At 37.5% G+C, this 21,568-nt stretch carries 23 protein-coding genes; 17 read left to right on the forward strand and 6 right to left on the reverse strand.

The window, feature by feature from the left end; translation table 11 throughout:
- Nucleotides 1-76 precede the first annotated feature (76 nt).
- The 4 genes from HNP38_RS07840 to HNP38_RS18135 form a co-directional block, all read right to left on the reverse strand.
- Nucleotides 77-385, reverse strand: a complete 309-nt coding sequence (locus HNP38_RS07840; RefSeq protein ID WP_184187121.1) for an NIL domain-containing protein — start codon at nt 383-385, stop codon at nt 77-79.
- A 122-nt stretch (nt 386-507) separates the two neighbouring features.
- Entirely contained in the window at nt 508-1,161 is a 654-nt protein-coding gene (locus HNP38_RS07845) for a YiiX/YebB-like N1pC/P60 family cysteine hydrolase (protein ID WP_228460981.1), read from the reverse strand.
- The gene (locus HNP38_RS07850; RefSeq protein WP_184187127.1) at nt 1,139-1,594 is read right to left on the reverse strand and encodes an iron chaperone; all 456 of its coding nucleotides are present in this window, start codon (nt 1,592-1,594) and stop codon (nt 1,139-1,141) included. Before HNP38_RS07850 ends, HNP38_RS07845 begins: the two co-directional genes overlap by 23 nt.
- A gap of 104 nt (nt 1,595-1,698) precedes the next feature.
- Complete coding sequence (locus HNP38_RS18135; protein ID WP_184187130.1) at nt 1,699-3,543, reverse strand: T9SS-dependent choice-of-anchor J family protein; 1,845 nt, start codon at nt 3,541-3,543, stop codon at nt 1,699-1,701.
- A gap of 207 nt (nt 3,544-3,750) precedes the next feature.
- Between HNP38_RS18135 and HNP38_RS07860 the strand changes: the two genes are divergently transcribed.
- The 5 genes from HNP38_RS07860 (at nt 3,751) to proC (ending at nt 8,106) form a co-directional block, all read left to right on the forward strand.
- Complete coding sequence (locus HNP38_RS07860; RefSeq protein ID WP_184187133.1) at nt 3,751-4,956, forward strand: pyridoxal phosphate-dependent aminotransferase; 1,206 nt, start codon at nt 3,751-3,753, stop codon at nt 4,954-4,956.
- Between the two features lie 10 nt (nt 4,957-4,966).
- Nucleotides 4,967-5,452 carry a hypothetical protein gene (locus HNP38_RS07865; RefSeq protein ID WP_184187135.1) on the forward strand — a complete coding sequence of 162 codons (486 nt, stop codon included), beginning with the start codon at nt 4,967-4,969 and terminating at the stop codon, nt 5,450-5,452.
- A gap of 3 nt (nt 5,453-5,455) precedes the next feature.
- A complete protein-coding gene (gene murB / locus HNP38_RS07870; RefSeq protein ID WP_184187138.1) occupies nt 5,456-6,469 on the forward strand; it encodes a UDP-N-acetylmuramate dehydrogenase in 1,014 nt (337 codons plus the stop codon).
- Between the two features lie 245 nt (nt 6,470-6,714).
- Nucleotides 6,715-7,278, forward strand: a complete 564-nt coding sequence (locus HNP38_RS07875) for a hypothetical protein (protein ID WP_184187141.1) — start codon at nt 6,715-6,717, stop codon at nt 7,276-7,278.
- Between the two features lie 24 nt (nt 7,279-7,302).
- Entirely contained in the window at nt 7,303-8,106 is an 804-nt protein-coding gene (proC, locus tag HNP38_RS07880) for a pyrroline-5-carboxylate reductase (RefSeq protein WP_184187144.1), read from the forward strand.
- On the opposite strand, the gene HNP38_RS07885 is transcribed toward proC, so the two are convergent.
- On the reverse strand, nt 8,095-8,508 hold the full coding sequence (locus HNP38_RS07885; protein WP_184187147.1) for a VanZ family protein: 414 nt from the start codon (nt 8,506-8,508) through the stop codon (nt 8,095-8,097). The genes proC and HNP38_RS07885 overlap by 12 nt on opposite strands.
- 57 nt (nt 8,509-8,565) lie before the next feature.
- Here HNP38_RS07885 and lnt point away from each other — a divergent pair, with 57 nt between their 5' ends.
- The 7 genes from lnt (at nt 8,566) to HNP38_RS07920 (ending at nt 13,175) form a co-directional block, all read left to right on the forward strand.
- The gene (gene lnt, locus HNP38_RS07890; protein ID WP_184187150.1) at nt 8,566-10,209 is read left to right on the forward strand and encodes an apolipoprotein N-acyltransferase; all 1,644 of its coding nucleotides are present in this window, start codon (nt 8,566-8,568) and stop codon (nt 10,207-10,209) included.
- 365 nt (nt 10,210-10,574) lie between these two features.
- On the forward strand, nt 10,575-11,033 hold the full coding sequence (locus HNP38_RS07895; RefSeq protein ID WP_184187153.1) for a hypothetical protein: 459 nt from the start codon (nt 10,575-10,577) through the stop codon (nt 11,031-11,033).
- A 162-nt stretch (nt 11,034-11,195) separates the two neighbouring features.
- A complete protein-coding gene (gene rpmB / locus HNP38_RS07900; RefSeq protein WP_029294538.1) occupies nt 11,196-11,435 on the forward strand; it encodes a 50S ribosomal protein L28 in 240 nt (79 codons plus the stop codon).
- Nucleotides 11,436-11,442: 7 nt separating this feature from the next.
- Nucleotides 11,443-11,625, forward strand: a complete 183-nt coding sequence (gene rpmG, locus HNP38_RS07905; protein WP_048499660.1) for a 50S ribosomal protein L33 — start codon at nt 11,443-11,445, stop codon at nt 11,623-11,625.
- A gap of 20 nt (nt 11,626-11,645) precedes the next feature.
- A complete protein-coding gene (locus HNP38_RS07910; RefSeq protein ID WP_002976755.1) occupies nt 11,646-11,798 on the forward strand; it encodes a DUF4295 domain-containing protein in 153 nt (50 codons plus the stop codon).
- A 104-nt stretch (nt 11,799-11,902) separates the two neighbouring features.
- Nucleotides 11,903-12,856 carry a signal recognition particle-docking protein FtsY gene (ftsY, locus tag HNP38_RS07915; RefSeq protein ID WP_184187156.1) on the forward strand — a complete coding sequence of 318 codons (954 nt, stop codon included), beginning with the start codon at nt 11,903-11,905 and terminating at the stop codon, nt 12,854-12,856.
- Between the two features lie 64 nt (nt 12,857-12,920).
- Nucleotides 12,921-13,175, forward strand: a complete 255-nt coding sequence (locus HNP38_RS07920; RefSeq protein ID WP_184187159.1) for a GlsB/YeaQ/YmgE family stress response membrane protein — start codon at nt 12,921-12,923, stop codon at nt 13,173-13,175.
- 67 nt (nt 13,176-13,242) lie between these two features.
- Here HNP38_RS07920 and sppA read toward each other — a convergent pair whose 3' ends face one another.
- A complete protein-coding gene (gene sppA, locus HNP38_RS07925) occupies nt 13,243-14,997 on the reverse strand; it encodes a signal peptide peptidase SppA (protein ID WP_184187163.1) in 1,755 nt (584 codons plus the stop codon).
- A 19-nt stretch (nt 14,998-15,016) separates the two neighbouring features.
- Between sppA and folK the strand changes: the two genes are divergently transcribed.
- The 5 genes from folK (at nt 15,017) to fmt (ending at nt 21,501) form a co-directional block, all read left to right on the forward strand.
- Nucleotides 15,017-15,442: a 2-amino-4-hydroxy-6-hydroxymethyldihydropteridine diphosphokinase gene (gene folK, locus HNP38_RS07930; protein WP_184187166.1), complete on the forward strand. Its 426-nt coding sequence runs from the start codon at nt 15,017-15,019 to the stop codon at nt 15,440-15,442.
- 10 nt (nt 15,443-15,452) lie between these two features.
- Nucleotides 15,453-16,958, forward strand: coding sequence for an OmpA family protein (locus tag HNP38_RS07935; RefSeq protein ID WP_184187169.1), 1,506 nt, complete (start codon nt 15,453-15,455; stop codon nt 16,956-16,958).
- A 32-nt stretch (nt 16,959-16,990) separates the two neighbouring features.
- Nucleotides 16,991-18,448, forward strand: coding sequence for an OmpA family protein (locus HNP38_RS07940; RefSeq protein ID WP_184187172.1), 1,458 nt, complete (start codon nt 16,991-16,993; stop codon nt 18,446-18,448).
- 78 nt (nt 18,449-18,526) lie between these two features.
- Nucleotides 18,527-20,428: an ATP-dependent DNA helicase RecQ gene (locus HNP38_RS07945; RefSeq protein WP_184187175.1), complete on the forward strand. Its 1,902-nt coding sequence runs from the start codon at nt 18,527-18,529 to the stop codon at nt 20,426-20,428.
- Between the two features lie 125 nt (nt 20,429-20,553).
- The gene (gene fmt, locus HNP38_RS07950) at nt 20,554-21,501 is read left to right on the forward strand and encodes a methionyl-tRNA formyltransferase (RefSeq protein ID WP_184187178.1); all 948 of its coding nucleotides are present in this window, start codon (nt 20,554-20,556) and stop codon (nt 21,499-21,501) included.
- The last annotated feature ends 67 nt before the right edge of the window (nt 21,502-21,568 follow it).

A 21,568-nucleotide genomic window follows, 5' to 3' on the forward strand; every position in this document is an offset into this window, starting at 1 on the left:
CGATTTAACCAATAAAAAATATAAAAGCGCTCAGTTTACTGAGCGCTTTTTGTAATCAAAACTATATGAATCTCCTCTAAGAATACTTCCTGCAGGTATACTCCACAGTAGTACTTAAAAGTTTATTTTTATTCAGGTAAAGTTCCAGCTGCCGCCATTCATCCGGATTTACGCTAATCAATAACTGAACTGAGCCAAAACTACATCCTTCCGTATACTCTATGTTAGCGGACAACACCCTGTGACAAATCCCGAATTGGTTGTAGACAGTACTCATCAAATGTTCAAATTTCATTTTGCCATTCAATTCTATTTCTAATATCAACTCTTTCTTAGGCTGTGCTATGGTATGCAAAACCTGCAGATTTGGATTGGGTGTTATCATCACTAAACTTTTTGGGTTAAAAATTTAAATCTTGAACAAAAATATAAAAAATTATTAGTCCACAAAATTAATAGACTAATAATTTTAAATTTTAACAAAAAAAGAGAAGCTTACACTTCCCTTTACAGTTCTCTTATTCTCTCCAGTTTATCAGAACCTGCCAAACCATTAGGATTACAGCCGGGTTCCCCTTCCGGAACCTTTATATTTTTCTTTTTATAGAATTCTTCCCAGAATGTATTTGTTTTTCCCGTTTTGGGATCGATGAAGGTCATGGGCTCCAGCTTAAAAATATTATCTTTCCGAAAAGCTCTTTCAATAAAATCTGAACAGTAATACGAGTTTTCATCCAGGATATAATTGAAATTGTAAGGTTTTCCAAGCATCGATTCCGCTTTTTTTATTGCAGAAGGAATAATATTCCGGTATTCCGGTTTCAGGCGGTATACTATTATATTTTGTCCTTCCCTAGACTGCTCTTTAACAAATTGTTTTAAGGATTGTTTTTGCGAACCACCTTTTGGAGCTGCATGCAGGACAAAAAAACCGTTATTGTCTTTTTCCAGAATTCCTATATGGTCAAAGGAAGCGTTTTCCTGCTTTTGGGTCACATTATTGATCGCACCTGAAAGTCCTGTTTCTTTAGCAGTCACAAAAAGAAGATCTCCGTTCTTCAGGTCTGAGACAGCAAGTCCTTTACAGCCTGAAATGAGGTATAAAAGAAAAAGTACCGTAAGAAGTTTAGTAAAAGAATTATCGTTTAAGATTTTTCTCATAGCATTCGATCCACTCATCAACAGTCATTTTTTTACTCAGTTCGGTAATAAGCTCCAGGGGGATCTCATCTATTTTTTTAAAACGGATGCAGGATTTCCCCATATCCAGCTTTCTTTTGGAATATTTAGGAAATTCGGAGACAAACCATTCAAGAAGTTCCGGTTTTGTGTACATCCCCATATGATACAGTGAAATAAAATTCTTCTGTGAAGCAAGCCCCATAAAAGGCAGGGGTGTATTTGGTGTACAATGGTATCCTGAAGGATAAGTTTCCAGAGGGACATCCCATCCTACCATTCCGTAGCTGATGCCTTCTTCAAAACCTTTAGGCAGGTTATTATTGATCGTATCATAAAGTTCCTGAAAAATTACCTGTCTTTCTTCAGGAATTTTTGAGATATAATCTTCTACTGAGGTTGCCGGGATTTGCATTTTAATTCAATTTTAATAATTGTTCAAATTAACAAATTTTATATGCATTAGTAATAAAAAACAACTAAATCCTCATATCATTACGTTCCTTTTAAGCCCAAGATTTATTGTTTAATAATTTTCATAATTGATTTAGACCCATCTTTGAGAGTAATAGTAATTATATATAAACCTGCATTCACCGTACTTAAGTCAAGTTCTTTTATGGGACCTTCTGTTGTTTTCACAATTCTACCTGACACATCTCCTATGGTTATCTTTTTCAATTCTTTAATATTAATATCTGACAAATATAAAATATCTTTAAAAGGATTAGGATGAACTGTTATGCCTTTTGATTGGGTACTCACTTCCGAATTACTTAGTTGAGCATTACTTTCAATGACAAAATCATCTACAAAAAACTTATAATCAACAGTATTTTGTAATATTCCAGAGCTGGCATAAAAAGCAAATCTGGTGGTTGTGCTGGTATAAGCTGCCAGATTATATGTATATTGAGCATAAGCATTTACAGGATTTAAAGGATTATTATTAGCATCCCAGGTTTTTAATATTATCCATGTACTTCCACCGTCATTGGAAACCATAAAATGAACTACATCATCAGCTCCCATCTGAGATGGAGAAATTGTTGTATTATTTGATCCTGCATAATTAAATTTCACTTTATATCCACCCGTAGAAAGATCAAAAAGTGGTGTCGTCAGCCATGAGATCTTATTACCACGAAAAAAAAGGATTTGCGCAGCATAGTTATGGGGAAAAACATTAAGAAAACGATTTTGGGTCCACCTTTCATCAGTTCCTGTAGGCCCTGTAGCAGGAGTTCCTCCTGACAAGGCACGATTCCAACATTTTCCGGGAAAAACAAGATTGCCATGATCATTAAAATCATTCGTATATGGGGGAACCGTAACACCACACAAAGTGGTAAAATTCTTTTGTAACGACCACTGGCTCTGATTCATCATTCCATTACAATTAGTTCTCACCCAATAATAATACTTGGTAATGGCCGATAAATTTTCAAGAGTATAGGACGTTCCTATTATCCCTGAATAATTGGGAATAGTGCTACTAGTAGGTTCTGTAGGACTTGTGCTATAGTAAATGTCGTGACTTACTGCCTGGGTCCCGGAAGGGACTGTCCATGAAATTTGAGCTGAGTTTGATGTCACCATTCCTGCAGGATGTAATGCAGGTTCTACACAATCAGTGTACGCGTCTACAGAAAAAGCAAAAATATTAGACACTCCATCATAGCTGGTTTTCTTAACAGTAATACTTTGAATAGGTTTAGTATAATTAGCTGCATCAATATTATGAATAGTATAGTAGAGTTTTGGATCCTCCGGAAAGTACTGTAACTCATCAGTATCCCTGTTAATTCTTCCCATACCCCGAATTGCATAATTCGTATTCAAGCTATTCCAGGATGGAATCTGTTGCTGGGTAAAAGACTGGGTAGTATTATCTGTAAAATTAACTGTTATTGTAACATGAGAAGTTGCCTGTCCACTGGAGGCAAGCATATAGAGTTTAACAGCCGCTACGGGGTTCGTAAATACCAAAGTCCCACTATTCCCTATTGTGCCCGGAACATTACTATGGAGCCTTAAGGAATTATTTCCGCTTAAATCCCCAAGCTGGAAACTTAATCCCTGTGTTGAAAATTGCCCCGGATAAATAATACCATTTATCGGTAATCCATAAGTAAGAGCTGTACTTGTTGATGTAAGCTTAAAATCCTTTGCAACAAGATTATAGTAAGTTCCATCAAAATTATCCGTAGTAGAATTTATGGAAGGGCCTGTACCGTTAGCAATTACATCAGCCGTATACCCTGACTGAACAGGCATTGTTTGAAAATGTTGTTGAGCCATAATATCTGTTACTACAAAAAGGGCAGTAATAAATAATGCTCTAAAAAAAATATTTTTTTTCACGGTATTGATATTTTAATTCTGAAAAAATAAGAAAAAAGATCCATAAAAAAGAGTATTTTTAATCAAACAAAACTTAATTTCAATCTTTTTGTTCATTAAGATTGCTCATTCTAACAATATTCTAAAAAAATGAACAATTTCTTATTGAGCGTTAATTTTATTATTGAAAAATTAAATCCTATTTTTGCCATACAAATTTTTTGAATAATGCCGAATATCTCAAACAGAGCACAGCACATGCCGCCATCTCCGGTAAGAAAACTGGTTCCTTATGCCATAAAAGCAAAACAGAAAGGAACAAAAGTATATCATTTAAATATCGGGCAGCCTGATATCGAAACCCCGGAAACAGCATTGAATGCTTTAAAGAATATAGACTTAAAAGTATTGGAATATGCTCTTTCGGAAGGAAATATAGAGTATAGAAAAGCACTTACGGATTATTATCATTCTTTAGATTTTACGGATCTTACTCCTGATAACTTCATTGTGACCAACGGAGGTTCAGAAGCGTTGAATTTTGCCATATCCACATTATGTGATGAAGGAGATGAAGTAATTATTCCTGAGCCATACTATGCTAATTATAACGGGTTTACCAGCACATTCCATGTGAATGTTGTGGCCATTCCTTCCACTATTGATACCGGTTTTGCCCTTCCTGCAATCGAGGAATTTGAGAAAAAGATCACTGATAAAACCAGAGCCATTATTATATGCAACCCGGGAAATCCTACGGGATACCTTTATACCCGTGAAGAGCTTCAGAAGCTTGCAGAAATTGCTTTGAAGTATGATATTGTGGTGATTTCTGATGAAGTGTACAGAGAATATGTCTATGATGGCAAACAGCAGGTTTCCATGCTTGCCTTTCCTGAACTCAGCGAGAACTGCATTATTATCGACTCGGAATCCAAACGTTATTCCATGTGCGGGGTAAGGATCGGATGCATGATCACCCGCTCCAAAAAAATCCATGATGCCGCAATGCTTTTTGCACAGGCCAGATTGAGCCCTGTTCTTTTAGGGCAAATTGCAGCTACTGCGGCACATCACAACGATGGAGCCTACATAAGAGCCGTAAGAGAAGAATACACCCACAGAAGAAATGTTCTGGTAGATCTGTTAAATGCCATTCCGGGCGTGATCTGTCCAAAGCCGAAAGGAGCATTTTATTGTGTTGCCGAACTTCCGGTAGATGATACAGAAAAATTCGCACAATGGCTGCTGGAAAAATATACCCATAAAAACGAAACCATCATGGTAGCTCCTGCAGGCGGATTCTACAGCAATCCTGATCTGGGCAAAAAACAGGTAAGGATAGCCTATGTTCTGAAAGAAGAAGATCTTAGAAGAAGCGTTGAAATCCTGAAAGACGCCCTTGAAAAATATAAACTGGAATTTAATCTTTAATCCATATAGAATGTCAGCAATAAAAAATTACAGCTTGAAAATATTTTTTTCAGCGTTTTTATTGCTGACATTTTTTTCCTGTACTGAAAAGGCATCTTCTGAAAAGCCCGTCCCTGAAAATTCGGACGAAATTACATTCATAAGTTTATCCCAAATTGGTGGGCACTTAGGAAATTACAGGATCATTAAAGCCACAAAAGACTCCATTTATCTTGAAAAAGGAAGCACTTCAAGTAAAACCCACAAGGAATGGAGCTCAACCATCAAGCCTGCAATTTGGAAACAGCTTGTTTCTTCAGTTAATGTCAAAGACCTGGATCATATCCTGAGTTCTCTGAGCATTCAGTCTGCAGACGGAGTGGATGAAACGTTCCAGATCAGAACCCCGAAGAAAGGCCATGTCTATGTGAATGCCTATTACGATACGATCCGTTATAAACAGCTGCAGGCACTTAAAGACCAGCTGGAAGCCATCATTCCAAAAGAATACCAATAACCCATGCAAGAAAATTTCTCTTTAAAGCCTTACAATACCTTTGGTGTGGAAGCTAAAGCAAAATATTTTACAGAAGTTAATTCCGTTGAGGAGTTAAAAGAAGCCATTAACTTCTCAAACACTCAAACACTCCAACTTCTATTTTTAGGCGGTGGAAGCAATATTTTGCTAACAAAGGATTTTGACGGATTTGCCATTAAGTTGAATTTGTTGGGAATTACCGAGAAAACCTTAGATGAGAACCACATTCTGGTAACATCCGAAGCAGGAGAAAACTGGCACGACTTCGTTATATACTGTTTAAATAAAAACTATGGCGGGCTTGAAAACCTTTCCCTGATCCCGGGAAATGTAGGCACCTCTCCTATGCAGAATATAGGGGCGTACGGAACGGAAATAAAGGATGTATTCGTAAACTGTGAAGTTTTAAATATTGAAACGCTGGAAACAGAAACCTTCAACCTTGAGCAATGCCGTTTCGGATACAGGGATTCCGTCTTTAAACAGGAAGGCAAAGGAAAATATATCATTCTGAATGTTACTTTCAGGTTTACAACAAAAAACCACATCATCAAAACAGAATATGGTGCGATCCGGTCAGAGCTGGAAAAATCCGGCATCGAAAATCCTACCATTCAGGATGTTTCCGAAGCGGTCATCAGTATAAGGCAAAGTAAACTTCCGGATCCGAAATTAATTGGAAATGCAGGCAGTTTTTTTAAGAATCCGACGATTCCTTCGGCTCAGTTTGAAGAATTAAAACAAAATTTCGAAAATATCCAGGGATATCCCAACGGCGATGGGGTCAAAGTTCCGGCAGGATGGCTTATAGAACAATGCGGATGGAAAGGGAAACAGATAGGAAATGTGGCTTCTCACCAATTACAGTCCCTGGTGATCATCAATGCGACCGGAAACGCTACCGGAAAGGAGATTTTTGACTTTTCCACTGAAATTATCAGTTCTGTAAAGGAAAAATTCGGGATAGAGCTGGAAAGGGAGGTCAACATTATATAAATATGTCTTTTTCCTATTGCTGATTTTTATTCCTTATATTAAGGCTGTTTAAACTTTTATGTTTGAACTATTAAGATAAAACAATACCATTTTACCTTTGAAATTACTTTTATGAAAATTTGATTGTTGAGGATTTCGGCGCGGCGGCTTTGCCGCCGCGCCGAAATCCTTTATGGCATTTTCAATGCAAAAATGGTATAATTTACTGAAAAATAGATTATTTTAGCCATATCAAATCTATCAATATGGCAAAAACTTTATCTGACAGTGAGTTTAATAAGCTGATTCAAAAACATATTGATAAAAACAACTTTGTCAAAATCTATCTTTCCGAGGAAAGCCCGGATCAAAGCATTTTCGGGTTTATCCTTAAAATGTCAGACGAATACCTGATGGTACAGGAGACTTACGACTTTACACTGGCAGGCATAAAGATCATCCCACAGGAGCGTATTCTCAGCATCAGATGCAACCCATATGACAAAACCCAGAAGAAGATCTTATCTGAGGAACACCTGCTTAAGTTTGATCAGAACATCATACACCACATTTCTCTCCGGGATGCAGGAACTCTTTTCAAATCATTAAAAAAACAAAATTTCCACTGCATTGTAGAAAGCACGAAAAAGAAAAAAGGAAGATTTTCAATAGGTGAAATCCTGGAAGTGGATGATAAGTTTGTATTCATTAATAATTATGACCCTACCGGAAAAACCGGTAAAAAGCCTCATAAAATTTCTCTCAAAAAGATAGAAATGGTTACCTTTAACGACAATTATACTTTAATCTTCAGAAAATACCTGAAATAACAGACAGTCAAATAAAAGCACAATATGAAAATAGCTATTCTGGGAGCAGGAAATATGGGTTTGTCCTTTTCGAAGTCTTTTTTAAAATATGAGCTTATAAAGCCGGAAAATTTACACCTTATCACAAGAAACAAATCCAGGATCTCTAAAATAAAAGAAGAATTCCCTTATTCAGAGATTTCGATCTTTGAAGAGGTTAGAGAACTGGATGCCGACCTGATCATCATTGCCGTAAAGCCCCAGGATTTCCGGTATGTTGCAGAAAATATACAATTTTCACTCAAAGAAAACCAGATGGTCTTATCCATTATGGCCGGAATAAAGATTGAAAAAATCCAGACCTTACTGAATCATCCTCTTGTCGTAAGGGCCATGCCCAATTCCCCTACTTTACTCGGAATGGGAATTACGGGCTATACTTCCGCCGAAGGAATTTCTTTCAGCCAGTTAATCAACATCGAAAGATTACTGAACAGCACCGGAAGATCCGTTTACCTGGAAGACGAAGATCAGCTGGATGGTGTAACTGCCCTTTCAGGAAGCGGACCGGCCTACTTCTATTATATCATCGATGCCATGATCAAAGCCGGCGTAGAAATGGGAATTGAAGAAAACCTTTCAAAACTTTTCGTGAAGCAGACCATGCTGGGAGCCTACCACCTGATCAATAATTCCGAAAAAAACCTTGAAGAGCTGATCAAAGATGTAGCTTCCAAAGGCGGAACTACCGAAGCCGCCTTAAAAACCTTTGAAGAAAACAGCTTTAAAGATATCCTAAAAAGCGGGATCCTGAATGCCGAAAAAAGAGCTAAAGAACTAAACGGATAATTTTCGTTCGATCCACTTGCAGATCCGCCATCCGATGTATACCCCGAAAGTGTTCAGGATGATATCATCTACTTCAAAAACACCCATTCTGGTAAAATATTGAAGCCCTTCCGCTATGGTGATTGCAGACATGAAGGTGAAGACCAGGCTTTTCAGCTCAATTAATCTAGGAAAAGCCCAGCCCAGAAAGCCAAAAGGAATAAACATAATGACATTTCCCAAAATGAGCACGACAATATCCTTCCAGGAGATTGTCCCTTCAATAAACCTGATGGTGGAAAAAACAGGTTCCAGCCGTACTATATTATCCTCAAACTGATACCTGCCCATACCAAGGAACATTAGGTAGAGCACATACAGGGTATAGGGAGCAATAAAAACTTTGTAAAATTTCTTTAACATCGACTGCAAATTTATTCATTTCAAAAACATTAAATTTGTATGTGCTAATTTAATTTAATGAAATACGTTTTACTTACGCTCATTTCAGCAATGCTGCTGTCTGTTTCATGGCCTACTTATGGTGTCCCTTTTTTCATATTTTTTGCCCTTGTTCCCCTGTTGATGATGGAGCACGGCATATCCAGGTTTTCAGCCTATAAAAGAAAAGGATGGATCATTTTCGGGCTTTCCTACTTATGCTTTGTCATCTGGAATATAGTGACCACAGGGTGGCTGTATGGCTCTAAAAATCCGGACGGAAGCCATTCTTTACTGGCGGTCGTATTTCCGGTTTTAGTTAATTCCCTCCTGTATTCTCTGGTTTTTCAGTGTTATCACTGGTACAAAAATGCACAGGGAACTTACTGGGGACTGGCATTTCTAATTGCCATCTGGATGAGTTTTGAAAAATTCCATATGGCCTGGGAGTTAACATGGCCGTGGTTAAATTTAGGAAATGTATTTTCAGAATACCCGAAACTGGTTCAATGGTATGATACTTTAGGAGCAACAGGCGGCAGTTTCTGGATTTTATTAATTAATGTCTTCATATTTTATACCTTAAGGATCTGGGAAGCAGGAAGAAAAAGAAAAGACCTTATAAAAAATACTTCTCTTGCTGCTCTTCTGATTATTCTCCCTATGATCATTTCGATCATCAAGTACAATAGTTTTGATGAAAAACCTATCGGGCAGGTGAATGTCCTGCTGCTTCAGCCGGAACTTGATCCCTATAACGAAAAATACCTGAAAGACAGCTTAACGATTGAGAACGACCTGCTCAACCTTGCAGAAAAAAACTCAAAAGGAAAAATAGATTATTACATTGCCCCGGAAACGGCTATTCCCGGAAGAGGATCTATTTCCGAAACCGCTTTTGAGAAAAGCTTCCTTCTAAACAATATCAAAGGTTTCCTTTCCAGGCATCCCGGGTCTGTTTTTGCAACAGGAATTTCTTCTCACCGTTATTACCTTGATGGTGAGAATGTGCCTAAAGAAGCTTACCAGATCAACCCGCGGGTTTGGGTAGAGAGCTATAATTCGGCAGTCCAGATCGTTCCGGATCAGAAAGTGGAAGTTTACCATAAAGGCAAGCTTGTCCCAGGTGTTGAAATCTTCCCTTATATGGACATTTTAAAGCCCTTACTGGGAGATGCAATGCTTAACCTGGGCGGAACCGTAGCTTCGCTGGGAACAGATAAAGAACGTGTGGCTTTTTCAAACCCTTATAACAAAGGAAAACTTGCCCCCATCATCTGTTATGAAAGCATTTATGGAGAATTCACGGGTGATTATGTAAAAAAAGGAGCTAATTTCCTTGCCATCATGACCAACGACTCCTGGTGGGGTGTTACGGAGGGCCATAAACAATTACTTTCCTATGCCAGACTAAGAGCCATTGAGACCCGGAGAGAAATTGCACGTTCTGCGAACAGCGGTATTTCTGCTCATATTGATGCGAAAGGGGAGATTCTGGAAGACACTTTCTATGGCGATCAAACCACTCTGCTTGCAAAAGTTAACCTGTATGATCAACAGACCTTTTATACAAGAGCGGGAGACCTGCTTTCGAGAGTTTCTATTTTTGCATTGGGATTTTTGCTTTTCTATTCCCTGATTGGATGGTTCAGAAGGAGACGGGCAGGTAATAAAGCATCTTAAACACTTATGTTTATTAAAATAATCTAAAGAAGTATTATAATAAGTACACTTTCACCTCCGAAAATCTCTTATGTACACTTTTTTACTTTTCCTGATGAAAAATTTTGAGCTTAAATATACTAAGAGCCTGTTTAAATTTTATTTAGAAATTCTTTTTGTCATTCTGAATGGAATTTTGCGAAGCATTATGGAATGAAGAATCTATTGAAATTCATACATTTAAGATTTTTCGACTTCACTTCGTTTCGCTCAAAATGACAAACCTGTCAAATTGAAATTAAAAATTTAAACAGGCTCTTAGTATATTTAAGCTCAAAACTTTGTAATTAAAAAAGTTTTATAATTTAAAGGTTTTATTTTTAATTATGATTTATACCATTGAAAAAGCAAATTTAATTTCGGAACAGCTCCGGAAATTTAAAGATGCCTTTAATTATCAGCTTGCAGGGCATTATGGCAATATTAATTTTTGGATGAATGAAGTTAAAGAATCCATTATAGCCATTGATAACTATAACAAGAGATTTAAAGCCCTGTCTGACTGCCAGAAAGAATGGATTAGCAATCATAATGAGCCTGTTCATGAGTACTGTCATATCTGTGGGGGCAAATGTGAATTTTCCAATGGTATTCCCTCTCCTCCAAGAAAAATTGAAAGCAGCCTTCTTAAAGAAACACGAAAGAACCTGACTGATTCTGCTTACTATTTTTTAATCAGGATCTACAATTCCGGAATGATAGATTATACCTCTCTCGAAAATTTGTGCAACGAAATTGATTTAAGCATTGAGCCAAAAGATCTTAAAATAAAAAACAAACCATAATGCCAAACCGGCATCAGTAATCAGTATTTATACGATTTTATTAAAAGTCCCCGTATTCTGTCTCTCATTTTCTATTCAAATAATTATATAAATATTTGTCTATCTAAAAAATTCTTCGTTATTTTGCACACTCAAATATTATACAAATAAGAACATCGAGATATGTCAAGAATTTGCCAAATAACAGGAAAGCGTGCAATGGTTGGTAACAACGTTTCTCACGCTAATAACAAAACGAAGCGTCGTTTTGAAATTAACTTATTGGAGAAGAAGTTTTACCTTCCAGAGCAAGATAAGCACGTAACGTTAAAAGTTTCAGCTCATGGATTGAGAGTGATTAACAAGATTGGAATCGAAGAGGCTTTAGAAAGAGCAACAAGAAACGGATTGATTAAAAAGTAATTGAATCATGGCAAAAAAAGGAAACAGAGTTCAAGTAATCCTTGAATGTACAGAACACAAAGAAAGCGGTATGGCGGGAATGTCAAGATACATTACTACCAAAAACAAAAAGAACACTACAGAGAGATTAGAGCTTAAAAAGTTCAATCCGGTTCTTAAGAAATATACTGTTCACAAAGAAATTAAGTAATTTTATAAATATAACTTACCATGGCAAAGAAAGTAGTAGCAACCCTACAGAGCGGTCAGTCTAAAAAAATGACCAAAGTGGTGAAAATGGTAAAGTCTTCTAAGTCAGGAGCTTACGTTTTCGAAGAAAAAGTAATGAACGCAGATGAGGTAGACGGTTATTTGAAAAAATAATTATACCTTATTATTTACAATATAAAAAACTACTCATATTTTGGGTAGTTTTTTTGTTATCTTTGTTATGGACAACACAACACCCATAAAATCAGAATTCTTATATGAGTTGGTTTAAAAATATTTTCAAAAAAGAAGAGAAAGAAACATTAGACAAAGGACTGGAAAAATCCAGTCAGGGGTTTTTCGAAAAAATGACGAAAGCCGTAGTCGGCAAAAGCAAGGTAGATGATGAAGTATTGGATGACCTGGAAGAAATACTTATTGCATCCGATGTGGGCGCATCAACCACCATTAAGATCATAGAAAGAATAGAAGAGCGTGTTGCCAGAGACAAATATGTAAATGTAAGCGAGCTGGATACAATCCTTCGTGAGGAAATTTCAGGATTACTCCTTGAAAACCCTCATGCCGGAACCGGAAATATTGATGCGACTAAAAAGCCTTACGTGATTATGGTAGTAGGTGTAAATGGGGTGGGAAAAACCACGACCATCGGTAAACTTGCCCATCAGTTTAAATCAGAAGGCAAAAAAGTGATTTTGGGTGCTGCAGATACCTTCAGAGCTGCAGCTGTAGACCAGCTAACGATCTGGAGCGAAAGAGTGGGCGTTCCTATCGTAAAACAGAATATGGGCTCAGACCCTGCTTCGGTTGCCTTTGATACCGTACAGAGCGCTGTGGCACAGGATGCTGATGTAGTGATCATCGATACTGCAGGAAGGCTTCATAATAAAGTAAACTTAATGAATGAGCTTTCCAAGATCAAAAGAGTAATGCAAAAGGTAATTCCTGATGCTCCTCACGAGATCCTGCTGGTTCTTGACGGCTCTACAGGCCAGAATGCCTTTGAGCAGGCAAAACAGTTTACGGCAGCTACCGAAGTTAATGCCCTGGCCGTCACTAAGTTGGACGGCACCGCAAAAGGAGGTGTGGTAATAGGCATCTCTGATCAGTTCCAGATCCCTGTAAAATATATAGGTGTCGGAGAGAAGATGCAGGATTTGCAGTTGTTTAATGGTACAGAATTTGTTGATTCTTTTTTCAAAAAGAGATGATTTTTATCATGTTTTTTATAAATTAGCTAACACATTCATTATTAACAACTAAAAATTTAAGACTATGGGAATTTTAACCTGGATCATATTTGGTCTAATCGCAGGTGCAATTGCAAAACTTATCATGCCGGGAACCCAAGGAGGTGGCTGGCTGATGACCATCATTTTAGGAATCGTAGGAGCTTTCGTGGGCGGATTTGTAGGAAGTCTGCTTGGCTGGGGAGCAGTGAACAGTTTTGATTTCCGAAGCATGTTATTAGCCGTTGGAGGAGCACTGATTGTTCTCTGGATCTACGGAATGGCAACGAAGAAGAGCTAGATATTCAGAAAAAAATAAAAGCCCGGATTTGAAAATTCAAATCCGGGCTTTTTGTACAATATATAATTTAGTTAATTTTAACCTGATAAGGCATTTCCATTTTAATGTCAGACTGCAGTTTTTTATTTGTAATCTGTTCCAAAATTTCATAATTGGCTTTGCCTATTTTATTCTTGATGATCTTTGCCGAAATATCCTCTTCATTCAGATCATTAAAGAACTGCTCGAAAGGAGACATTCTTTTAGGATAAGATACCACATCATAAGAGGTCTTAAGTCCTGCCTTCTGCGCAGCAAACTTAATGGCATCATTTAAACTTCCAAGCTCATCCACCAGACCAATCTGCTTGGCACGGGTACCGCTCCATACTCGTCCTCCGCCTACATTGTCGATCTGCTCAAACGTCTGCTTTCTGTTTTGGATTACAAAGTGAACAAATCTTTTATAAGTTCCTTCCACACTTTTAGTGATCAGGCTAACACCATAAGGAGTGACACCATTCAATGAAGAATAATACTGTGAATTAGCATTGGTAGCAACAATATCTGAACGGATCCCGTTTTTATTGGCCATATCTTTAAAATAAGGGATCACACCAAACACACCGATAGATCCGGTAAGTGTATTCGGTTCAGAATATATCTTATCTGCCGCCATGGCTATATAGTATCCTCCTGACGCCGCATAATCCCCAAAAGAAACAACTAAAGGCTTTTTCTTTTTCAGTTGCTGCAATTCAAACAGGATTTCATCAGAAGCGTTGGCACTTCCCCCGGGAGAGTTGATCCTGAATACCACCGCCTTTACTTTATCGTTTTCCTGAAGGTCTTTGATATACTTAATATATTTCTCCGAGTAAATTTCATTGTATTCATTCCCCCTGTTGATTGAACCTGAAGCATACAGTACCGCTACCCTGTCCCCTGACTGATCTTCATCTGCATAAGAATTGATATACTTTGCCAATGAGATCTTGTTTAATTTATCCTTTTCTTTTAAACTTAATTTTGATTTAATAAGCTCATCATATTCCGTTTTCTGGATCAGCTTATCTGCAAGCCTGTATTTCAGGGTCTGTTCAGGGATCATTCCATATAAACTGTCTACAATAGTTCTGAACTGTGCCGTATCAATTTTTCTGGAAGAAGCAATACTGCCTGAAGTATTCTTCCATATATCATTTAAAAGAGTACTTAGCTGTTCCTTATTCTCCGGGGAAATATCATTTCGAAGGAAAGGTTCTACCGCCGATTTAAATTTTCCATGACGGATAACTTCTATCCCGATTCCATATTTATCTGCAAATTCTTTAAAAAAAGCAACTTCAGTAGCCAGGCCTTTCAGTTCGATCATCCCCGAAGGGTTCAAATAGTATTTATCTGCAACAGATCCCAAATAATAAGCACCCTGAGAAACCGCATTCCCGTAAGCATAAACAAATTTCCCGCTCTTTTTAAAATCTTCAAGGGCCTTTCTCAGATCGTCCAACTGGGTGATCCCGGCATTCAGATCATCGGCCTCTATGCTTATTCCTTTAATATTATCATCGGTTTTTGCCTTATTTATAGCTTCAACGGCTTCATAGATCAGAATACTTTTATTCTTGTCATTGATATTGAACATGCCCCCTTGTTCTTCAGTCGGGCTGTCAATTATATTGGTTTTTAGATTAATGGTTAATACAGAATTCTTCTTTACTACAGCTTTCTCACCGCCCATGGATCCCATTACGAGCATGATAATAAAAAAGAAGAAAAACACACCACATAGTATGAGAATTGCTACTATATTTGCCAATACATTCTTAAAAAAAATTTTCATAAATCAATCATTTCCAAATATGTCGCAACAAGAAGTCATTTTGTTACTGGGCAGTAATCTCGGAGACCCCAAAAAAAACCTTGAATTAGCTCTGGAGAAGCTTAAAAACGGCAATATTGAAATATTAAAAAAAAGTGAATTCTTAAATTCACCACCTGTAGAATTTGTCAGTTCCAATATTTTTTGTAATATTGCAACAATAATATTGACAGATCTCTCCCCTATTCAACTGCTTGATTTTGTTAAAAGTACTGAATTTGAGATGGGAAGAATTAATGATTCAAGAGTATCCGGAAGTTATAATGACAGGATAATAGATATTGATATTGTTAAATATAATGAATTAAATTTCAAATCAGAAAGATTAGAAGTTCCTCACAAAAAACATCTTTTTGACAGAGAATTTTCTAAAATATTATTAAAAAATTTATCTAGGAAAACATAAAACATATTGTATGAAATTAGGTTTATTATTATTGGCCACGTTGCCTATCGCCACTTATGCTCAGGACAGTATTGCAGTATCTTCTTCCAATGAATACCCAAATACTTTTTCCTCGGGCTCAGCCAATGTTCAGCCTTTCAACAACGCCTCGAGAAGGTTCAAGGATTGGGCCATTTCAGTTGGTGGTGGTGCAGCATTCATGACTCACTCTGATCTTACCTCTTTTTATGATAAGAAAATCAATTGGGGATATAACGCTTACGTCAGTTTAGACAAGCAGATATCACATACTTTTGGTTTGAGTCTTATTTATCAGAAAGGAGAAACTAACCAAAAAGCTCAATTGCCTGGCGTAACAGGACAAATGGCCGGGGTTGGAGTTGCCAAAACTAAGTATGACCAGATTGCCTTAATGGGAGATATTAACTTTTCCAACTTATTGCGAAGAGTGGATAACCATTCCCCATACAGATGGGCATTACACGGTTACGCAGGTATTGGTCTCCAGAGTTTCCATACCTCTATACATGACAACCATGAATATAGATGGAGTACTGTCCCTCAAAGAGTACCTCTTTTTATTGATCAAAAAATTGATATTGGTTCATTCTTTTATCAGGGAGGTATTGGTTTAAAATATAAAGTAAGCAGACTTGTCGACATTGAGGCAAGAACTATGTATGTTATAAGCGGGGATGATGAATTTGATGGTGGCGGATGGGCCGGTCCTGGTGACTATGATCCAAACTCCACTGTTTCCAAATATAACATGATTAATGACAGACGATCAGATAATCTTTGGACCGTAAACTTAGGTTTAACATTCAAATTAGGAAAGCATTTATCTCATTTAACCTGGCATGACCCATTACAGGAGGCATATTACAGAACAAGCTTACTTGAAAATGCTACAACAGACCTAGTGGTTTGCGAGAGAGGTGATAATGATAATGACGGCGTATGTGATGATTGGGACAGACAACTTGATACTCCTGCAGGAGCAAGAGTTGACGGTGCCGGTGTTGCATTGGATATGGATTTAGACGGGGTTATTGACTTGTATGATAAATGTGTTACGGTTCCCGGACCTGTTGAAAATAACGGATGTCCTACTACTCCGGAGCCTGCACCGGTAAATACGGCAACAACAGTAGAAAAAATCAATGACGATTTCCAGGGCATTGAATTTGAATTGAACAGTGATAAAATAAGACCTCAGTCTTTTGAAAAGCTTAATCATGCAGCTGATATTATCAAAACTTTAGATCCTAACAGTAAATATGCAGTAATAGGGGCTACAGATACCAGAGGTTCAGAAACCTACAACTTAAATTTATCACAAAAAAGAGCAAACTCTGTTGTGAAATATTTAACTGGTAAAGGAGTATCTTCAAGCATGCTGGTTGCAGAGGGCCGTGGAGAATCTGATTTGAAATATCCTGAGTGCGATCCTGCAACTAAATGTCCGGAATGGAAAAACGAAGCAAACAGAAGAGTTTACTTCCAAGCGAAATAAAATCATTTAATTAACTAAATAAAAAATACACTATGAAATTAAGTTTAGCAATTGTTGCATTAGCTTTAGCTATACCTACAGCTAGTTATGCGCAAGACTCAACAGCAGTTTCAAATGGAGAATATCCGAATACTTTTTCTTCTGGCTCTGCTAACGTTTCCCCGTTTACAAACAGCTCTAAAAGATTTAACGATTGGTCTATTTCAGCAGGGGTGGGTGTACCTTTCATTCAGTCTGCTGATTTAACATCTATAAAAAATGGTAACGGTAAAAACCTTTTTGGTTATTCCGCATATTTAAGTATTGATAAAGCCATTACCCATGCTTTTGGATTAAAGTTGCAGTATGACAGAGGAGAAACAAGACAGGGATGGTTCAATACCAAAGAAGCAGCGCCTGCTGATGCTACAGGTTACCAACAGGTAGGAGCAAGAACCCAGTATGATGCGATCTCATTATTAGGGGATATCAACTTTTCTAACCTTTTAAGAAGAGTTGACAATCATTCTCCTTTCAGATGGGCACTGCACGGATATGCAGGTATCGGAACACTGGCTTACAGAGCATACCAGAAAGACCAGACGTCACAAAGATTAATGACAGAAGTTAAGCCTTTCAAAATTGGTTCATTCTTCGGTCAGGCCGGAGCTGGTTTGAAATATAAAGTGAACAGAAGAATTGATCTTGAAGGTAGATTGATGTATGTAATGACCGGAGATGATGAATTTGATGGTGGTGGCGAAGCATACAGTGCTATCAACAAGCGTGAAGAGCAGGTTTCTGACAACTTCTTTAATGCTACTTTAGGGTTATCTTTAAAATTAGGAAAACACGAATCTCACTTAATGTGGCATGACCCGTTACAGGAAATCTATTACAAGTTAGATGTTTTGGCTAACAAAAACCAGGATATTGAAGTATGTAAGAAAGGTGATGCTGATAATGACGGAGTTTGTGACGATTGGGACAGACAGCTTGATACTCCTGCAGGAGCGAGAGTTGATGGTGCCGGAGTTGCCCTTGATACAGATTTAGACGGAGTAATTGACCTTTATGATAAGTGTGTTACAGTTCCGGGACCTGTTGAAAACAACGGATGTCCTACTGCAGCAGCAGCTATTGCGGGGCCTGTAACTGATGATACTAGAACTTTGGAAGGAATTGAATTTGATTTAAATTCAGATAGAATTTTACCTTCTAATACTCCAATCCTTAACAACGCAGTTAATTATATCAACTCTTCAAATGGAGAATATAACGTAATCGGAGCTACAGATACAAGAGCTTCTGATGCTTATAACCAAAAACTATCTGAAAGAAGAGCAAACAACGTTAAAAATTATCTGATCCAGAACGGTGTTCAGTCCGGTAAACTTAACGCTGTAGGTAGAGGAGAAAAAGATCTTAAATATCCTGAATGTGAGCCTGCAACTAAATGTCCTGAATGGAAAAACAGAGCAAACAGAAGAGTTTACTTCGAAGCTAAATAATAAACCTATTATTTATTATATAAAAGTCATGCTATGCATGACTTTTTTTGTTATCATACTTTTCCTTATTTTTACCCTATGATTTCATCACAGGACTTTCAAAAACTGAAATACCAGACTCTTGATCATTTCTGGGGATATACCAGCTTCAGAGATGCTCAGGAAGAAATCATCGATTCTATATTAAACGAAAAAGACACTCTGGTTTTATTGCCCACAGGAGCAGGAAAATCTTTATGCTACCAACTTCCGGCACTGCTAAAAGAAGGAGTATGTCTCGTTATCTCTCCATTGCTGGCCTTGATGAAAGATCAGGTCAGCCAACTGAAATTAAGAGGTATTGAAGCAGAGTACCTGTCTTCGGAACTGGATGAATATGATTCGGAAGTGATCTATAACCGATGCAAAGACGGCTTGACAAAACTATTATATGTATCACCGGAAAGATTAAACAATATTCAGTTTATCCGGAATATGGAAGAAATCCGGCTGTCTTTCATTGCAGTGGATGAAGCTCACTGCATCTCTGAATGGGGACAGGATTTCAGGCCCAGCTACCAAAACATAAAAGAGTTCAGAAAAAATACTCCGGGTATTCCGTGCCTTGCTTTAACGGCTACGGCTACGCCAAAGGTTATGGAAGAGATCAAAACCAAACTGGAACTTAATCTCCCTAATGTTTTTCAGAAAAGTTTTAAGAGAGACAATATTAAAATTTTTACTGACGAGGTTTCAGATAAATTCCAAAGAGTTTTCGATATATTGAAATATAGCTCAAGTTCAGGGATCATATACGTCCGGACAAGAAAAGAAGCGGAACAGTTGACAGATTTCCTGCACAGGAATCAATTAAAAAATGTGGATTTCTTCCATGCAGGACTGACTACAAAAGAAAAAAATACCAAACAAAATCTATGGAAAAATAGTGACAACCATGTTTTGGTTGCAACCAATGCTTTTGGGATGGGAATCGATAAGGATAATGTGAGGCTTGTGATTCACTTCTCCCCTTCCTCTTCGCTGGAAAACTACTACCAGGAAATAGGAAGGTCCGGAAGAGACGGGAAAGACAGCCATGCATTTCTATTGTGGAATAAGCAGGAAATATTGAATTTTGATCAGGTTTTAAAAAATCAAACTCCCGGCAAATCGGAATTCCTGAATATCATCACCTACCTCTATTCCGTATTTCTGGTGGCCGAATATGAAATGCCGGAAAAGGTATTTCAGCTTAATATTACAGGAATCCAGAACTTCACAAAGCAGTCAGCAGCTAAGATTAAAAATGTTTTGAATTTCCTGCATAACCAGGAGATCATCTATTTTAATGATCATAAAAGCTTATCTTCGGTAGAATTGCTTATTAAAGCTGATGAAATAGACCAGCTTCCGCAAAAGGATGCCTACTTCATAGAGCTTCTGCTGAGGACAGTTTCCGGAATCACAACCCATAAAGTAATATTCAGTGAGCAAAATGTAAGCAATAAGATCGGGATTGGTATACCTTTGATCAAAGAGCGCCTCAGGGAACTACAACAGAAGAATTACCTCGAGTATGTAGACGGAGCATTGTCCAGTGTGAAATTCCTGAAACCAAGGGATGAAAGGGCAGTCAATGGTATTTACTGGAAGCTCTTTGAGCATATTCAGAAAAACAAGATCCAGAAATGGGAAGAAATGAAGTTTTATATTGAAAATAATGATTATTGCAAGATGAAACTTATTCTTGCCTACTTCGGGGAAAAAAATTCAAAGAACTGCGGGCAGTGCTCTGTCTGCGAAAAAAATAAACAATCTATTTTCGGGCAAAATATTTCTTCCCGGATCATTGATCTTCTGGCCAAAAACCCGGCAACTATTGAAGAACTTTCCGTACAGTTAAGCTACCATCCGAAAGAGAATATTTTAGAAAACCTTATCTTCCTTCTGGATTCCGGCAAAGTAAGAATGCTGAACTTCAGAACATACGCACTGGCCTGATCGATAAATGATGATTAGCAATATAATCTTTTAATCTTTTAATCTTTTAATCTTTTAATCTTTTAATCTTTTAATCTTTTAATCTTTTAATCTTTTAATAATTAAAAGACCTCTATCTTTGCATCATGAAATCATTGAAAGTAGTTTTTTTAGGCACTCCTGAGTTTGCAAAAACTTCACTGGAGGCCATTCATCAATCACATCATGAAGTCGTAGGAGTTGTAACTGTTGCTGATAAAGCAAGCGGACGCGGACAAAAGATCAGTCAATCTCCGGTAAAAGTTTTTGCGGCAGAAAATAATATTCCCGTTTTTCAGCCCGAAAAATTAAGAAATCCTGAGTTTCTCGAAGAATTAAGAAAGCTGAATGCAGATGTTTTTGTAGTCGTTGCTTTCCGGATGATGCCTAAGGTTCTTTTTGAAATGCCTGAAATAGGCACTTTTAATCTTCATGCTTCCCTGCTTCCGGATTACAGAGGAGCGGCCCCAATCAATTATGCTATCATCAACGGAGAAGAGAAAACCGGAGCGACCACATTTTTCATTAATGAAAAAATAGATGAAGGAAATATCCTGCTACAGGAAACACTGGAAATTTTGCCTGACGAAAGTGCCGGAAGCCTTCATGATCGGTTAATGGAAATGGGAGCTAAACTCGTTGTAAAAACCCTTAACGGATTATCTGAAAATTCTATTGAAGAAAGGCCACAGCCTCAGGTGGAACATCCTAAGAATGCTTATAAGATTTTCAAGGAAGATACCCGGATCAATTGGGATGCCCTCTCTAAAACGGTCCATCAGTTTATTTTAGGAATGTCTCCTTACCCTGCGGCATTTACCACATTAAAAATAGGAGAAGAAGAAAAAGGGCTAAAGATCTTCGGAGGCAAATTTGAAATTTCAGATCATGGAAAAGCTCCGGGAACTTTGGATATTTCAAAAAACGATCTTAAAATCTATACAAAAGACGGTATATACCATCCTTTAGAGCTGCAATTGGAAGGAAAGAAAAGAATGAACAGTAAAGATTTTCTGAATGGTTTCAGAAATTTTGACGAAATAAAAATGGCTTGATAAATCAAGCCATTTTTATTTCGTCAAAGTCAATGATCAAAAGAACTGCTCATATTAAAATTTACAA

Source organism: Chryseobacterium defluvii, assembly GCF_014204415.1.
Lineage (GTDB): Bacteria > Bacteroidota > Bacteroidia > Flavobacteriales > Weeksellaceae > Chryseobacterium > Chryseobacterium defluvii_A.

Coding starts and splice junctions, on each gene's coding strand:
- murB (WP_184187138.1), top strand. CDS start 5,456: ATGCAAGAAAATTTCTCTTTAAAGCCTTACAATACCTTTGGTGTGGAA.
- HNP38_RS07935 (WP_184187169.1), top strand. CDS start 15,453: ATGAAATTAGGTTTATTATTATTGGCCACGTTGCCTATCGCCACTTAT.
- HNP38_RS07860 (WP_184187133.1), top strand. CDS start 3,751: ATGCCGAATATCTCAAACAGAGCACAGCACATGCCGCCATCTCCGGTA.
- lnt (WP_184187150.1), top strand. CDS start 8,566: ATGAAATACGTTTTACTTACGCTCATTTCAGCAATGCTGCTGTCTGTT.
- HNP38_RS07895 (WP_184187153.1), top strand. CDS start 10,575: ATGATTTATACCATTGAAAAAGCAAATTTAATTTCGGAACAGCTCCGG.
- HNP38_RS07940 (WP_184187172.1), top strand. CDS start 16,991: ATGAAATTAAGTTTAGCAATTGTTGCATTAGCTTTAGCTATACCTACA.
- ftsY (WP_184187156.1), top strand. CDS start 11,903: ATGAGTTGGTTTAAAAATATTTTCAAAAAAGAAGAGAAAGAAACATTA.
- rpmG (WP_048499660.1), top strand. CDS start 11,443: ATGGCAAAAAAAGGAAACAGAGTTCAAGTAATCCTTGAATGTACAGAA.
- sppA (WP_184187163.1), bottom strand. CDS start 14,997: ATGAAAATTTTTTTTAAGAATGTATTGGCAAATATAGTAGCAATTCTC.
- fmt (WP_184187178.1), top strand. CDS start 20,554: ATGAAATCATTGAAAGTAGTTTTTTTAGGCACTCCTGAGTTTGCAAAA.
- folK (WP_184187166.1), top strand. CDS start 15,017: ATGTCGCAACAAGAAGTCATTTTGTTACTGGGCAGTAATCTCGGAGAC.
- rpmB (WP_029294538.1), top strand. CDS start 11,196: ATGTCAAGAATTTGCCAAATAACAGGAAAGCGTGCAATGGTTGGTAAC.
- proC (WP_184187144.1), top strand. CDS start 7,303: ATGAAAATAGCTATTCTGGGAGCAGGAAATATGGGTTTGTCCTTTTCG.
- HNP38_RS07840 (WP_184187121.1), bottom strand. CDS start 385: ATGATAACACCCAATCCAAATCTGCAGGTTTTGCATACCATAGCACAG.
- HNP38_RS07875 (WP_184187141.1), top strand. CDS start 6,715: ATGGCAAAAACTTTATCTGACAGTGAGTTTAATAAGCTGATTCAAAAA.
- HNP38_RS07865 (WP_184187135.1), top strand. CDS start 4,967: ATGTCAGCAATAAAAAATTACAGCTTGAAAATATTTTTTTCAGCGTTT.
- HNP38_RS07910 (WP_002976755.1), top strand. CDS start 11,646: ATGGCAAAGAAAGTAGTAGCAACCCTACAGAGCGGTCAGTCTAAAAAA.
- HNP38_RS07845 (WP_228460981.1), bottom strand. CDS start 1,161: ATGAGAAAAATCTTAAACGATAATTCTTTTACTAAACTTCTTACGGTA.
- HNP38_RS07920 (WP_184187159.1), top strand. CDS start 12,921: ATGGGAATTTTAACCTGGATCATATTTGGTCTAATCGCAGGTGCAATT.
- HNP38_RS07850 (WP_184187127.1), bottom strand. CDS start 1,594: ATGCAAATCCCGGCAACCTCAGTAGAAGATTATATCTCAAAAATTCCT.
- HNP38_RS07945 (WP_184187175.1), top strand. CDS start 18,527: ATGATTTCATCACAGGACTTTCAAAAACTGAAATACCAGACTCTTGAT.
- HNP38_RS07885 (WP_184187147.1), bottom strand. CDS start 8,508: ATGTTAAAGAAATTTTACAAAGTTTTTATTGCTCCCTATACCCTGTAT.